Raw genomic sequence first — 14,675 nt, forward strand, 5'->3', positions numbered from 1 at the left:
ATGTTCGCCAGGCTGATCAGGGCCGAGGTGCTCTCTTTGCGGCAGCGCCCCTTCATCAGCGCAGCGCGGTGCAGCGGCGCGACCGATTTCACCATCATGTTCCACCACATCCTTCCCAACGCTCTTACGCCGGCGATCGTCCAGATCTCCATCTCCATCGGCATGGCTATCCTTCTCACGGCTGGCCTGTCCTTCATCGGCGCTGGCGTTCGCATGCCGGCGCCGGAATGGGGGCTGATGGTGTCGACCGGAGCCCAGCAGATGATCCTGGGCGTGTGGTGGGTGTCACTCTTCCCGGGCCTTGCGATCGTGATTTCCGTGCTGTGTTTCGCACTTCTGGGTGACACGGCGAAAGATATGTTCGACCCGACGACCAGGAGCCGTTCATGAGCACCGAGACAGCATCCCCGCTTTTGGACGTCCGAGGTTTGTCGGTATCGTTTGCCAACAACAAGGTGCTCGATGACGTCAGCTTCACGCTGAGCCGCAACGAAGTCCTGGGCATCGTCGGCGAGACCGGCGCCGGCAAGTCGATATTGGCGCGGACGCTCATAAACCTGCTTCCGTCAGGTGGACGCGTTGCCGGGGGCGACGTGAGCGTGAACGGCAAATCCATCTTCGGCCTGTCCGGCGAGGTGGCGCGGCAGTTCCGCGGCGGCACGGTTTCGCTGATTGGGACGAATGCCAAGTCGCTGCTGGACCCGGTGCAGACGGTTGGGTCCCAGGTCGCGAATGTGCTGCAGGCGCACCGCTCCTGTTCCCGCAAGCAGGCCCTGGCCCAAACGGCGGAACTGTTCAAGCAGGTTGGCATCGTCAATCCCGAGCGGCGGATGGAAGCCTACCCGCACGAGCTTTCCGGAGGCATGGCACAGCGGATCGTCATCGCGATGGCGCTGATAACCCAGCCGGACATCGTCGTCGCCGACGACGCAACGCTGGGACTCGACGCAACCATCCAGGTCCAGGTCCTCGACCTGTTCGTGAAGCGTGTCCGAGAGTTGGGACTGGGCGCGGTCATCATCACCCATGATCTCGGGATCGTCGCTCACTTCTGCGATCGCGTCGCCATCATGAAGGAAGGTCGCATCGTAGAGCTGAAGCCCGTGGGTCAGTTCCTCGCCAAGCCGGACGAGGCCTATAGCTCCGTTCTGCTTGATGCCGCCAAGGCGCGCCCTGCGCCGATGACGCAGGACGAGCACTCCCCGTCTGGCCAGAAGGCCAACCCGCTTCTGGAGGTCCGGAACCTCTTCAAGTATTTCCCGCTCAGCGGCGGGGAGGTGGTGCGCGCCATCGATGACGTGTCGTTCTCGGTGGGACGCAGGGAGACCCTTGCCTTGGTCGGCGAGAGCGGATCGGGCAAGACGACAGTCGGCCAGTGCCTCGTGAAACTCCTGAAGTCGGACAGCGGCCAGATCGAATTCGATGGCCAGGACACGGTTCCGATGTCCGAGAAGGACTTCCGGCCTCTTCGCCGTCGTATCCAGATGGTGTTTCAGGAGCCTTACGTGGCGCTCAATCCCCGCTGGACGGTGTCCCAGCTTCTCGCTGAACCGCTTGGACTGGAGCCGGGCATCACGAAGGCGGCGAAGATCGCGCGCGTCCGGGAATTGCTGGGACTGGTGCAGCTTCCGGCCAAGCTGGCGGATTCCTACCCGCATGAACTGACCGCGGGAGAGCAGAAGCGCATAGGCATCGCGCGGGCTCTGGCCACGAAGCCGGAGTTCGTCGTGTTCGACGAGCCAACCACCGCCCTAGATATCCGGGTCCGCGCTCAGATCATTGACCTAGTGCGCGATCTGCAGCGCGAGATCGGTCTATCGGCCTTGTTCATCACGCATGACCTGAACTCCGTGCGATCCCTCGCGCACTACGTCGCAGTCATGCGGCTCGGCAAGATCGTCGAGACCGGAGAAACGGAACGGATCTTCGCCAATCCGCAGCATGAATACACCCAGAAGCTCCTGGCAGCCGAACTGCCTATCGAGCAGAACGAAACCCAGCGCGCCCGCGCCGAGGTGCATCAGCTGAAGGTGGGGGCTGCGCGATGAAGGACGGCGCCATTCTGGTGACTGGAGCTGCCGGGCTGGTTGGCAATGCAGTCAGGGTATTGCTGGAGCAGTCGGGTCGGGAGGTCATCCCCGTTGATCGAGTGTCCTCTACGGAAGAGGATCGGCCGATCGTTCAATGCGACGTCACGGAGGTGCACAGGCTGCATGCTGTGGTTCTAGGACGGCGCTTGGCCGGCGTGATCCATTGCGGCGCGTTCTCGGGACCTATGGTCGCCCGCGACAATCCGCCTGCCATGGTGGCGGTCAACATTGTCGGGACGGCAAACGTGCTCGAGCTCGCGCGCATTCATTCGGCCTCCCGCTTTGTTTTCTGTTCTTCCACCAGTGCCTACGGCGTCACCGAACAGGATCTGGTGCCGGAAGACGTCCCGTTGCATCCGACGACGCTTTATGGCGCAAGCAAGGTCAGCGGCGAGCGGCTGGTTGCTGCCTATCGATCGCAATATGGGCTCGATGGCGTCAGCCTGAGATTGTCCTGGGTCTACGGTCCGCGGCGCACGACGGACTGCATCATCCGGGCAATGATCACCGACGCGCTTGCCGGCAAGCCCACGCGCCTCGCATTCGGTCAAAACTTCTATCGGCAATTCATTCATGTCGACGATGCCGCCAGGGCGCTGGTCACCGCGTTCGAGCAGCCCGGCCTCCCACGAGATACCTACAACGTCACGGGCGGAAGCTATCTGACATTTCCCGAGATCGCCGATGCGGTGCGAACGGTGCTGCCTTCCGCCGACATTTCGATCGTTGAGGGGGACGACCCCGTCGACGATCGCCAAACCCGGTTCGACATCGCCGCCGCTCGGCGCGACCTAGGGTTCTCACCCGGAATTTCCCTGGTTGAGGGGATCCGCAGTTACGCCGACTGGCTCGGCAATAAACCCGCAGGCGAAGGGCGCTGAAAATGGAAGATACCTTTTCCCTGAAAGGCCGCCGGGCGCTTGTAACAGGTGGTAGCCGCGGCATTGGCGCTGCCATTTGCGAGCTTTTCGCGCGGCACGGGGCCCGCCTCGCGGTCTTTCATTTCAACGACGAGAAGAATGCCGAGGCGCTTCAAGGCAAAATGTCGGCCGGCGGCTATCAGCTTCAAAGCTTCAATTGCGACGTCGCGGACGAGGTTGCCGTCTCGAGGGCGGTTGCCGAGGTTCGAGCGGCGATGGACGGGATCGACATCGTCGTCAACTGCGCCGGCATCGGTGGAGACAAGCCGTTCGCCGAGATTTCCGTCAGCGAGTGGGATCGCATGCTGAATGTGCACCTGCGCGGCACGTTTCTTGTTACGCGTTCGTTCTTTTCGGAGATGGTCGAGAGACGTTGGGGGCGGGTCATCAACGTCGCCTCGCAACTTGCCTACAAGGGCGCACCCGGATTGGCCCACTATTGCGCAGCCAAGGCAGGCATCGTGGGTTTCACCCGAGCGCTCTCCTATGAGGGCGCGCCGCACAACGTCATGGTCAACGCGATCGCTCCCGGTCCCGTGGAGACGGACCTGTTGATGGGTCTCAGCGACGCATGGCGGGCGATGAAACAAGCTCAGCTTCCGGTCGGGCGCTTCGGACGGGTCGAGGAGATCGCGCCGACCGCGCTTCTTTTGGCATCCGATGCCGGCGCTTTCTATTCGGGCCAAACGTTGTCGCCGAACGGCGGCGACGTGATGCTCTAGCAGCTTCAAAAGCTTCAGTTAGGAGAGACTATGCAGAATTATGACTTGGTTATTCGGGGCGGGACGGTTGTCACCGCCGCCGATACCGTTCGGGCAGACGTTGCGGTTCGGGACGGCCGCATTGTTGCAGTCGGCGAAGACTTGGGCGGCGCGGAACACGAGGTAAGGGCTGACGGGCTTCTGGTTATGCCCGGAGGTATCGATAGCCACGTACACCTCGCGCAGCCGGCTTTCGGCGGACCCGCCATGGCAGACGGTTTCGAGAGTGGAACGCGCTCTGCGATCGCCGGAGGCAACACCACCGTTATCCCGTTCGCGCTCCAGCCTCGAGGAGCTTCCCTGAGGAACAGCGTCACCGAGTATCACAAGGAAGCCGACGGAAAGAGCTACTGTGACTACGGCTTCCACCTGATCGTCTCGGACCCCACCTCCAGTGTGCTCGGACAGGAACTGCCGTCGCTCGTGGGGGACGGCTACACGTCGTTCAAGGTATTCATGACCTATGAGGACCTTGTTCTTAGCGACCGTCAGATCCTCGAAGTCTTCGATTGCGCGCGGGGCTGCGGTGCGCTCGTGATGGTCCACTGCGAGGGCTATGACGCGATCCGCTTCATGACGGAAAAGCTCGAGCTCGCCAGCAAGAAGGCGCCTTACTATCATGCCGTCTCCAGGCCTGAATCGGTCGAGCGCGAAGCCACGCATCGGGCCATCAGCCACGCAGAGCTGACGGACGTTCCGATCATGATCGTTCACGTGTCCGGCCGTGAGGCCATGGAACAGCTGCGGTGGGCGCAGCAGAAAGGTCTGAAGGTATATGGCGAAACGTGTCCGCAATACGTTGCCCTGACCGCCGACGACCTCAAGGGTCTCAACATGGACGAGAGCGGCGGAAAGTACGTCTGCTCGCCGCCGCCCCGGAACAAGGCAAGCTGGGACGCGATTTGGGAAGGCATCAAGACGGGAGTGTTCCAGACATTTTCGTCCGACCACTGCCCCTTCTTCTACGAAGGCGAAATGGGAAAACTCAATCCCAAGGCTAGGACGTCCTTCAAATGGGTACCGAACGGCATCCCCGGCGTCGAAACCAGGTTGCAAATTCTGTTCTCAAAGGGCGTCGTCGAAGGCCGGATCACGCTCAACGAATTCGTCGCGCTCACCTCCACCAATCATGCCAAGATGTACGGGCTCTACCCCAAGAAGGGGTCGATCGCCCCGGGCTTCGACGCCGATATCGTGCTTTGGGATCCGAACCGCAAAGAGACCATCCGTCAGGAATTGATGCATCACGGCGCCGACTACACCCCCTACGAGGGCATTGAAGTCACCGGGTGGCCCGTAATGACATTCCTGCGTGGCAAGAAAGTAATGGAGAACGGCGAAATCCTGGGCGCGCCGGGCGATGGTGCATTCCTTCGGCGCGAGCTGTCGCCCTATGCCGCGCCTACCGATAAGCCGGCTCAGTAGGCGATCGCATGGCGCACGCGAGGGTCTGCATAGACGGCGAAGCGTTTGCCGCCCGGTTTGAAACCGAATCGGCGCCAGACTCGGTGGCAAGCATTCGCCGGCTCCTCCCTTATTCAGAGAGGATCATCCACGTCCGGTGGTCAGGCGAAGCATGCTGGATCCCGCTGGCGGACTACGACTTTAAGGTCGGGTATGAGAACCCGACCAGCTATCCGGCCCCTGGCCAAATGATCCTTTATCCAGGCGGCATAAGCGAGACGGAAATCCTGCTCGCTTACGGACCAACTCGCTTCGCGTCGAAAGCTGGCCAATTGGCTGGCAATCACTTTCTCACGATCACCGAAGGGCTTGATCGCCTCGCCCGGCTCGGGAGGGCGACGTTGCAAACAGGTGCCAAGTCGATAAGGATCGAGGCTGGCTAGCGTGCCGACCTTTGCCAAAACGCGAAGCGTAGAGTCCTCGAATTGGAACTGGGATTAGGGGACCTCGCTGATCATTTGCCGGGCCATGGCTTTCGCGGCCCGGATCAAACAGTCCAGCGAATCCTTCGACCGAACCTCATCGGGGCAAGCGAGCTCCTGAACTAGAATCCCGTCCAAACCAGCAATTACGAATTGGGCCAGGATCTTCAGCTGCGAACCATCGACCCGGCTCGCCTGCCGCTCAGAGAGGAAGCGCTCGTATTGAGCCAGCAGGCCCTTGTACTGTTTCTCCGCCAGCCACGCGGCATCCGCATGGCGCACGGCGTAGAATGTCATTTCAAACTGTAGAATCTGCAGCTCTCTCGTCCGCTGCATCAGCAGCCAGACCGCCCTGATGAGCGCCTCGACGCATTGGACCAAGTCGGGAACGGGCTTGAGCTCCTCGTCGAGGTGTCGATTTAGAAGTTGGGCAACCTCCTCGAGTACCGCAAACAGCAGCTCGTCCTTGTCCTTGAAGTGGTAATGGAGTGCCGAAACCTGCTGGCCTGACATCTCGGCAATCTTGCGCGTCGTTGTTCCAGCGATGCCGTGTTGCGACAAAGCCTGCATCGCGCCTTCGATCAGCTTCGCTTTCGTTGCAGTCGCCTTCGACATCAGAGCCTCAAACTTCACCGATTTCATTTTAGGTCGGTTGACCGACCGAATTTTTTAAGTATCGTATTTCCAACCGCAGCGCCACCCGACCCGGAGCCGAAGGCGCGCTCCTCAGGGTGTCCATAAGCACAGACAGATTTTCTCTCGCAGGCCTCCGCCGGCGGGCCGGGATTTGTCGCGCCCATCCAGGGGAGAGCCCTCTGGTAGAACGTTCACTGGAGGAACGAAAGAAATGCCTACTCAAACCAATGTCCCCGATGTCCGGAAGTGGAACGCGCAGTATCAGTTCCATCCGTTCGCGGACCCTAACGTCACCGAGAAGGATCTCCCGCTGATAATCGAAAGCGGCAAGGGCGCTCTGGTAACCGACATTGATGGCAAGGAGTACATAGACGGTCAGGGTGGCCTTTGGAACGTCAATGCCGGACACGGGCGGAAGGAAATCATCGAGGCGATCAGCGAGCAGCTGAACACGTTGCAATACTACTCGTTGTTTGCCGGAACCACCCACTCCAAGGCAATCGAACTATCGAAGTTGTTGGTCGAAATGACCGCCCCGGAAGGCATGACAAGGGCCTTCTTCTCCTCGGGTGGTTCGGAATCGGTGGAGGGCGCATTGAAACTGGCCCGCCAGTTCTGGCGCCTCAAGGGCGAAGCGCACCGTACCAAGTTCATTTCGCTGCAGCGAGCCTACCATGGCGTTAGCCTTGGCGGCATCTCGGCGAACGGTACGCCGGCCTTTCGCCACATGTTCGAACCGCTGATGGGCGGGTTCCTCCGCGTCGAAACCCCTTACGTCTATCGCAATCCGTTCTCCAACGATCCGGCGGAGGTTGCCGCTATCTGCGCGACTTTGCTCGACCGCCTAATCGAGAATGAAAGCCCGGACACGGTCGCTGCGTTCATTGCCGAGCCAATCCAGGGAGCCGGCGGCTTGATCGTTCCCCCAAAGGAGTATTGGCCTCTCGTCCGGAAAGTCTGCGACAAGCATGGCATCCTGCTCATCGCGGATGAGGTGGTGACTGGTTTCGGAAGGTGTGGATCATTGTTTGGCTCCCGCATGTGGAACGTTAAGCCCGACATGATGGTCTTCGCGAAGGGCATCAACTCCGGCTACATTCCGCTGGGTGCCATTATGCTTAACGAGCGCATCGAGGAGGCGTTTCGGAACCATCCCGACGCTGCGTTCGCGCACGGCAACACGTACCAGGCGCACCCGCTCGGCTGCGCGGCCGCGCTTGCCAACCTCGACATACTTCTGAAGGACGGCCTTACCGAAAACGCCGCTGATGTCGGCGCCTACTTCCTTACCAGACTGACCGGCATCATGGACCGACAGCGGCATGTTGGCGATGTTCGTGGCAAAGGTCTCATGATCGGCGTCGAACTCGTCGCCAACAAGGAAGCCAAGACAAAGTTTCCGGAGTCTGCTCAGTTCGGCCACCAGGTGGCGCGGCGATGCCGCGATCACGGCGTTCTGATCCGGAACATCTCTGACACGTTCATCATCTCCCCGCCATTGATCCTAACCAAGGCGCAGGTGGACAAGATCATCGATGTCCTGGACGAGGCTTTAACGCACCAGACGAAGCAAAGCGCTGCGTAGAGCGCCCAATTGCGCCCGTATCCATGCTGTGAGTCCGGCCGCGACCTCTCTCGTGCAGATCGAAATCAGCGTTGCCTGCTGTCTCCGCCCAACTCGTGCGGCCGCCGGCAATTCCACATTGGAAATTGCGATTATGGATTTTCAAGTTTCACCTTTGTCGTACGGTGATTGGCAGCGCCGGGCAGCATCCATCGAGATCGAAGGCAGGGCCTTTATCGACGGACGATATGTCGCCGCGCTCTCAGGGCGCACATTCGCGACGATCAATCCGGCCACTGGGCTATCATTGGCCGAGATTGCGGCCTGCGACCACCTGGATGTCGACCTGGCAGTCAAGGCGGCTCGCAGGGCGTTTGATTGCGGAAGCTGGTCGAGGGCACCGCGGACGTACCGGAAGAGGGTTCTCCTGCGGCTGGCTGAATTGATCGTTCAGCACAGGGAGGAACTAGCAGTCCTCGAATCAGTCGATATGGGCAAGCTGGTTCAAGATGCTGTGACGCTCGACATCCCCGGGTCCGCCGAAGTCTTCCAATGGTATGCCGAGACTTGCGACAAAGTTTACGACGAGGTCGCCCCGACAGACGACAGTGCATTGGCAATGATCACCAGGGAGCCACTCGGCGTAGTCGGCGCAGTGGTGCCCTGGAACTTTCCGCTCAAGATGGCCGCCTGGAAGTGCGCCCCCGCCCTGGCCGCCGGCAATAGCGTGGTGCTGAAGCCTGCGGAGCAGTCTCCATTGACTGCCATCCGTTTGGCTGCGCTCGCGGCTGAGGCCGGGGTGCCTGATGGCGTCTTCAATGTCCTTCCGGGCCTCGGGCCAGAGGCGGGCAAGGCCATAGGACTTCACCCCGACATCGATTGCGCGGCCTTCACTGGTTCGACGGAGGTTGGCAAGCTCTTCCTGGAATATGCCGGCCGCTCCAACATGAAGCAGGTATGGCTGGAATGCGGCGGCAAAAGCGCGAACATCATTCTGCCTGACTGCGACGTCGCCACCGCGGCGAAATTCGCCGCGCAGGGCATTTTCTTCAACCAGGGAGAAGTCTGTTCCGCCAACTCGCGCTTGCTCGTCCATCGCGGCATCAAGGACGAGTTGCTTGACGCGCTGGTGGGCAATGCGCGGTCGTACATGCCCGGCGACCCACTCGATCCGAACTCGCGCATGGGAGCCCTTGTAGACGAGGCGCACACGCGCCGCGTCATGGACTACATAGAGGACGGGAAGCGAACTTCCACGCTGCTGTTCGGCGGCGATCGCGTCGCCGTCAAAAGCCGAGGATGTTTCGTTGCTCCAACTATTTTCGACAACGTCGACCCTTCAGCCGCGATCGCGACCGACGAGATTTTTGGGCCAGTTCTCTCGGTGATCCCGTTCGACGACGAGGAACGCGCTTTGGAGATCGCAAACCGTTCCATCTACGGGCTGGTAGCATCCGTGTGGTCCAATGACATCACGAAAGCCCATCGCCTCGCCAGGCGCCTGCGCGTCGGAACGGTCTCGATCAACACGGTCGACGCGGTCAATGTCGTGACGCCTTTTGGCGGCGTTAAACAATCGGGTACGGGCCGCGACCTGTCGCTCCATGCGCTTGAGAAATATACGGCGCTGAAAACCACTTGGGTTTCCCTGTAGCAAGCAAAGGGTCGCTGAGGATGCCGTCCCGCCAAGGCGGTCGATCCTTGCTCAGGCAGCGACTGTTTCCGACATTGGCCTCGCCGCCCCACGGCTGCTAAGAGCGGTGACCGGGAGGAGAACAACGTGACTTTGTCGAATTCGCTGGCCAGCCGCCTCAAGAGTCCGGGACTCTTTGCTGACATCACCGACGCGCCTTGGGCAGGCCGGGCCGCTGGTGGGCGCTTATTCAAAATCCTCAATCCCTCGACGGGAGAGATGCTGGCCGAACTGCCCGACATGGGTACCGAGGAAACGGAAGCAGCCATCGACAGGGCCTATCGCGCGCAGGGCGCATGGGCGGCGCTGACAGCGCGCGAGCGCAGCGAAACACTCTGGCGCTGGCATCAACTCATCATTACCCACGAAGAAGATCTCGCGACGATCCTGACCGCTGAAATGGGCAAGCCTCTCGCGGAAGCGAGATCTGAGGTTTCTCATGCTGCGGCGTATCTACAATGGTACGCGGAGGAGGCTAACCGGATTTATGGAGAGACCATTTCGGCTCCATCTACCGACCGCCGCTTGCTAGTGATCAAGCAGCCGATCGGGGTGGTGGGAGCTATCACGCCGTGGAATTTCCCGGCTTCGATGGTGGCGCGCAAGATCGCGCCGACACTCGCCGCGGGTTGCACCGTGATTTTGAAACCAGCTGAGCAGACCCCGCTGGTCGCTGGCGCGATGTTCGCGCTGGCCGCCGAAGCAGGTTTTCCGGATGGCGTGGTCAACCTCGTCTACTCCGCCGAAGGCGATGCCGTGGGGCGCGAGCTTTGCTCGAATCCGAAAGTCCGCAAGATCAGCTTCACTGGTTCGACTGAAGTGGGTCGGCTTCTTCTGCGGCAGTGCGCTGACCAAGTCAAAAAGGTAAGCTTGGAGCTCGGGGGCAATGCGCCTTTCATCGTTTTCGACGATGCGAACGTGGACGAAGCCGTCGATGGCGCCATCCAGGCCAAGTTCCGCAATGCCGGACAAACCTGCGTATCAGCCAATCGGCTGTACGTGCAGTCAGGTGTCCATGACGAATTCGCCACGAAATTCACCGACAGGGTGAAGGCGCTATCCGTCGGCGATGGTTTTGATCGAGGCGTGGCGATCGGGCCGTTGATCGACAGCAGCGCGCTCGCCAAGATCGAGGCGCATATCGATGACGCGCTTCGGAAAGGTGCCACGGTCCGCTGTGGTGGACGGCACATTGGCGAGGTCGGAACGTTTTTCGCCCCTACGGTTCTCACCGACATCTCGAGCGACATGCGTGTCGTCAAAGAGGAGACCTTTGGGCCGATAGCTCCGATCATATGCTTCGAGGATGCCGATCAGGTGGTGCGCGAGGCGAACGATACGATCTACGGCCTGGCGGCCTATTTTTATGCATCCGACCTCCGGCGCGTCTGGCGGGTGGCGGAAGCGCTGGAATACGGCATGATCGGAATCAACACTGGTCGCATGTCGTCCGAGGCCGCACCCTTCGGTGGCATCAAGCAGTCCGGGATTGGCCGCGAGGGATCCCGGCACGGTGTGGAAGCCTATCTCGAGATGAAATACCTCTGCATGGGCGGGATCTAGTGCGCGGTCCCGCTGTCGGACGAACGCCCATCGCGCAGGGGTAAACCGAACCGCCACTAGAAAGTTGGCGGGGTGTTTACCCACAGTATCCGTGCCTCTGTCTGGTCGAGGTTACGGTAACTGTGCGGAAGCGTGGAGTTGAAGAAGAATCCATCTCCTTCGGAGAGCCGCACCGCGTGCTGGTCCACAACCAGTTCTACTTCTCCCGCCAGGACAAAACCGAACTCCTGCCCATCGTGGCTGATGGGCTCAAGGCTGCCGCCTCCGGGAGCGATCACGTGTATGTTGATCTGGAGCAACTGGCCGGGGCTCCCCGGGACCAGCCTTTCCAACACCACCTGATTTCCAGTCTGCTTGTGACCCGTAATCAGCGTAGGACGGCTTTCCCTACGGATGACCGAAACCGCACCGCTTTCGTCGGTCGGGTTGGCGAACAGTTCGCTCATGTTCATTCCCAGCACGGCAGCGACCCGATGGAGGGTGGCCATGGAGGCTTGGGAGCGATTGTTTTCGAGCTTGGAGATATACCCTTCGGTTAGATCCGTCCGCCTCCCGACCTCGGCCAGGCTGAGACCGAGCATCACGCGGGCATGTTTGAGCTTAGCCCCGATCTTCAGCGGTTCCCCGGCATCGCTAGTTCGCCCCAACTGTTCCTCCGTCATGCAGGCATCTATGGGATGGCAATAGCATGCGCGAGAACCGCTTGCGCCAAGATTTCACAAGCCAGCGCCACATGGTTTGCCTCCGACCATTCCTGTGGGTTGTGGCTTATCCCATCCCGCGATTGGACGAACACCATCGCGGTCGGCACGGCCGTCGCGAGATTGCTGGCATCGTGCATGGCCCCGCTGCCGAGGGTTGGCGGATGCACCCCGATTGGCTGGGCAGCTTCGTGAAGCCGCGCCTGCATGTCCGCGCTGAACCTCACAGGCGGGACTTCCATAAGCCGCGTTACGCTAGCGCGGACCTGTTCGGTCTGGGCCAGACCTTCAACCACCGCTGGAATAGTCTGTTCGAAGGCGTCCAGTGTTTCGACGTTGCTGTGTCGCAGATCGACAAACAGGCTGGTACGGCCTGGAACGGTGTTGGTGGAATTGGGGCTCACCTCTACCCGGCCTATCGTGAAACGCATTTCAGGGTCGAGGGCATTCGCTCTCTTCCTCAATTCAAGCGCTATCGCGGAGGCGGCCATGAAGCTGTCGCTTCGTCCCGTCATCGGCGTTGTGCCGGCGTGCGAGTCCCTGCCGAGAAGCTCGATCTCGAACCATCTGACGCCTTGCACGCCAGTTACGATCCCAACCTCGGCACCGACGCGTTCAAGGAAGGGGCCTTGCTCAATATGGAGTTCGTAGTAAGCCGTCGGCTCCAAATCCGTGACGGGCTGCCCGGCGTACCCGATCCTTGCAAGCTCAGCGAAAAAGTCCGCGCCACCGAGGCCCTGGACGCCGGTCATGTCGAGGGAGCCAACAAAGCCGCTCGAACCAGTCAGGCCAGGCTTGAAACGGACGCCTTCCTCATTGGTCCAGTTGACCACAACAATGGGATGCTGGGTTTCGATGTTCGCGTCGTTCAGGGCTCGCACGATCTCGAGGCCGGCGAGCACGCCCAACACTCCATCGAAACGCCCCCCATGGGGTTGGGTATCGAGATGGCTGCCCACAAGCACCGCCGGCGCGTGATTCAATCGTCCGGGACGGATCGCGAACATGTTCCCGAACTGGTCAACTCGGACGTCGCAACCCGCGGCCTTGCACCAATGGTCGAAGAGATCACGCGCCTGCTTATCCTCATCGGTGAGGGACAAGCGGCAGCAGCCATCGCCTTCGATGGCACCGATTTTGGCCATCTCCATAAGACTTTGCCAAAGTCGGTCGCTGTCAATGAGCCTGGCGGTTCCTGCGTTTGCGATGGGCAACTCGTCCATGGATCACCTGGTTAGGTTCTTGGCAGGGATAGCTGCTGCGCCGCCGCCTACCGAAGGGCTTCGCTGCACCTAGGTGCTAGTAAAGTAATTCCTATTAGTCAAGCAACTTGTCTATAAAGAAAGCACGTAGGGATGAAACCGTGCGAATGTTGGGGCACATCGAATCCAACCTATCCTAAAACGAAAAGACCTTGACAAATAGGACTAGGCCATCCAGTTTCCTGCTTTTGGAGCGAGGCCGGCCTCGGCGCGGTCTTTGGGCTCGGCCAGCTATGCAAACTCCGAAGTGAGGACTCGGTCGGGCGGGCGGCGATTGAGGACAAGAGACCAGATGGAACACTATGACAAAAGTGGGTCTTCGATATTCCACGCCGTGAAGCACGACCGGGACGTGGAGACGGTGAATCGGCTCGTTCAGAGGGTTTCAGGCTAGCACAGGCTGCGTGGGCATATTTTTTGCGATCGGATTGGTCGCGCTGTGCCTGAGCGATGGGTGCCGTCGCCGATGACCTGCCGGCTACTGTGCCCGAGGGCTCAACGAGCCGCGAAACGATGTCACGTGGAGCTTTCTCCAAACGGCACCTGCCGGACGACGTGGCGGTATCCTGGCAGACGCCCGATGAGGCCCGTTCGAAGCTCTCAATGTGACATTGCCCGTCATACCATGTGCGCGGGCAGGGGTCTGAGTATCGGGAAATCATCTTTGTCGGGCAGCGGTGGGCAACTTCTGAAGGACGGCTAAGTGAGCCTCGGTCAACTGCCCGCAATAACGGAGAACATAAATGGTCGACGATACTCGGCTGGCTTTCCGCAGCGCCTCCGGGACGAGCGGTCAGGACATTCGGAATTCGTGCTCGGCATTGAATCGTCGCCATAAGCTAACGTTATTTTCCAACAATTAAACCATAATAGGGGGCCCAGGAAAGTGTCTAGTGCCCGTTGCGGTGACGAAATGATACGTATACCAAGGAGTATGACGAATGCCTCGCCCCAAGGGCCAAGGTTATCAGTAATAAATATTAAATCGTCATAATGTATGAGGGTGCCTAGGTATGTCGTCAGTGCGTGCTTTCCTTAATATAGACGAGAATTTCACCGAAATATACACAGTGAACGATATCAATAGGAAAGCTCGCGCCAAGGAAATCTCCTCGACGTCAAGTCCGCTAAGGGGTCTTGTGGCCGAACTGAGGCGTAGGAAGGTCGTGCTTGGCGATGTAGCGCTGCTGACAGATAGCGCCACAGTTGCTGGTGACACGTCGATCGCCCGACGGCTACCGCGCGCCGCTATGATCTGCGCTGCGGGTTCCCCCGACATCATCGAGATGACGCGCGCCGACAAGGAGGGTCGAAGGGGCGTCGACGTGACGCGGTCGTGACGCGGCATTACGTCCCGCGTCGGAGCTGGCGCAAGATTGCCGGGCGGATGAACACCATGGGAGAGTCCGTCAGACGAGCGGCGATAAGGGTCGCGCCGCCCGTATCCCGAAGAAGCGCGGCGCTGCTGCCGTCAATGCCGGCTAAGATGTGTGGAATCAAGCAAAGGTGCTTGTCGTAAAATAATTGCGCAGGCCGGATGTAAGCATCCAGTGCGTAATTCTGCTGTATCCATATAAATAGGAGGAGGAATCAATGCAT

13 protein-coding genes are annotated in these 14,675 nt (G+C 60.1%); 10 read left to right on the forward strand and 3 right to left on the reverse strand.

The genetic code is table 11. The features are described from left to right. The 6 genes from ACODTY_RS22195 to ACODTY_RS22220 all read left to right on the forward strand — a co-directional run. A partial coding sequence (locus tag ACODTY_RS22195; RefSeq protein ID WP_488996346.1) for an ABC transporter permease occupies positions 1 to 390 on the forward strand: 390 nt, incomplete at its 5' end. After that, the gene (locus tag ACODTY_RS22200; protein WP_488996347.1) at positions 387 to 2,048 is read left to right on the forward strand and encodes a dipeptide ABC transporter ATP-binding protein; all 1,662 of its coding nucleotides are present in this window, start codon (positions 387 to 389) and stop codon (positions 2,046 to 2,048) included. The genes ACODTY_RS22195 and ACODTY_RS22200, both read left to right, overlap by 4 nt. Continuing rightward, on the forward strand, positions 2,045 to 2,971 hold the full coding sequence (locus tag ACODTY_RS22205) for an NAD-dependent epimerase/dehydratase family protein (RefSeq protein WP_488996348.1): 927 nt from the start codon (positions 2,045 to 2,047) through the stop codon (positions 2,969 to 2,971). The genes ACODTY_RS22200 and ACODTY_RS22205 overlap by 4 nt, the downstream gene beginning before the upstream one ends. A gap of 2 nt (positions 2,972 to 2,973) precedes the next feature. Next, entirely contained in the window at positions 2,974 to 3,732 is a 759-nt protein-coding gene (locus ACODTY_RS22210) for an SDR family NAD(P)-dependent oxidoreductase (protein ID WP_488996349.1), read from the forward strand. 30 nt (positions 3,733 to 3,762) lie between these two features. Further along, positions 3,763 to 5,196 (forward strand): dihydropyrimidinase, encoded by a 1,434-nt coding sequence (gene hydA, locus ACODTY_RS22215; RefSeq protein ID WP_488996350.1) that lies wholly within the window; start codon positions 3,763 to 3,765, stop codon positions 5,194 to 5,196. 8 nt (positions 5,197 to 5,204) lie between these two features. After that, positions 5,205 to 5,618 (forward strand): DUF3830 family protein, encoded by a 414-nt coding sequence (locus ACODTY_RS22220; protein ID WP_488996351.1) that lies wholly within the window; start codon positions 5,205 to 5,207, stop codon positions 5,616 to 5,618. Positions 5,619 to 5,672: 54 nt separating this feature from the next. Here ACODTY_RS22220 and ACODTY_RS22225 read toward each other — a convergent pair whose 3' ends face one another. Beyond that, positions 5,673 to 6,272, reverse strand: coding sequence for a TetR/AcrR family transcriptional regulator (locus ACODTY_RS22225; RefSeq protein WP_488996352.1), 600 nt, complete (start codon positions 6,270 to 6,272; stop codon positions 5,673 to 5,675). A gap of 232 nt (positions 6,273 to 6,504) precedes the next feature. Between ACODTY_RS22225 and ACODTY_RS22230 the strand changes: the two genes are divergently transcribed. The 3 genes from ACODTY_RS22230 to ACODTY_RS22240 all read left to right on the forward strand — a co-directional run bounded on the left by ACODTY_RS22230 (position 6,505) and on the right by ACODTY_RS22240 (position 11,113). Beyond that, complete coding sequence (locus ACODTY_RS22230) at positions 6,505 to 7,878, forward strand: aminotransferase class III-fold pyridoxal phosphate-dependent enzyme (RefSeq protein WP_488996353.1); 1,374 nt, start codon at positions 6,505 to 6,507, stop codon at positions 7,876 to 7,878. 133 nt (positions 7,879 to 8,011) lie between these two features. Continuing rightward, positions 8,012 to 9,511: an aldehyde dehydrogenase gene (locus ACODTY_RS22235; RefSeq protein WP_488996358.1), complete on the forward strand. Its 1,500-nt coding sequence runs from the start codon at positions 8,012 to 8,014 to the stop codon at positions 9,509 to 9,511. A 126-nt stretch (positions 9,512 to 9,637) separates the two neighbouring features. Continuing rightward, complete coding sequence (locus ACODTY_RS22240) at positions 9,638 to 11,113, forward strand: NAD-dependent succinate-semialdehyde dehydrogenase (protein ID WP_488996354.1); 1,476 nt, start codon at positions 9,638 to 9,640, stop codon at positions 11,111 to 11,113. Between the two features lie 56 nt (positions 11,114 to 11,169). Here ACODTY_RS22240 and ACODTY_RS22245 read toward each other — a convergent pair whose 3' ends face one another. Both ACODTY_RS22245 and ACODTY_RS22250 read right to left on the reverse strand, forming a co-directional pair. Further along, complete coding sequence (locus ACODTY_RS22245; RefSeq protein WP_488996355.1) at positions 11,170 to 11,775, reverse strand: cupin domain-containing protein; 606 nt, start codon at positions 11,773 to 11,775, stop codon at positions 11,170 to 11,172. Between the two features lie 8 nt (positions 11,776 to 11,783). Beyond that, on the reverse strand, positions 11,784 to 13,037 hold the full coding sequence (locus ACODTY_RS22250) for a M20 family metallo-hydrolase (protein ID WP_488996356.1): 1,254 nt from the start codon (positions 13,035 to 13,037) through the stop codon (positions 11,784 to 11,786). 1,109 nt (positions 13,038 to 14,146) lie between these two features. Between ACODTY_RS22250 and ACODTY_RS22255 the strand changes: the two genes are divergently transcribed. Then, complete coding sequence (locus tag ACODTY_RS22255; protein WP_488996357.1) at positions 14,147 to 14,416, forward strand: hypothetical protein; 270 nt, start codon at positions 14,147 to 14,149, stop codon at positions 14,414 to 14,416. The last annotated feature ends 259 nt before the right edge of the window (positions 14,417 to 14,675 follow it).

It is taken from the genome of Mesorhizobium sp. FG116, from assembly GCF_057809835.1.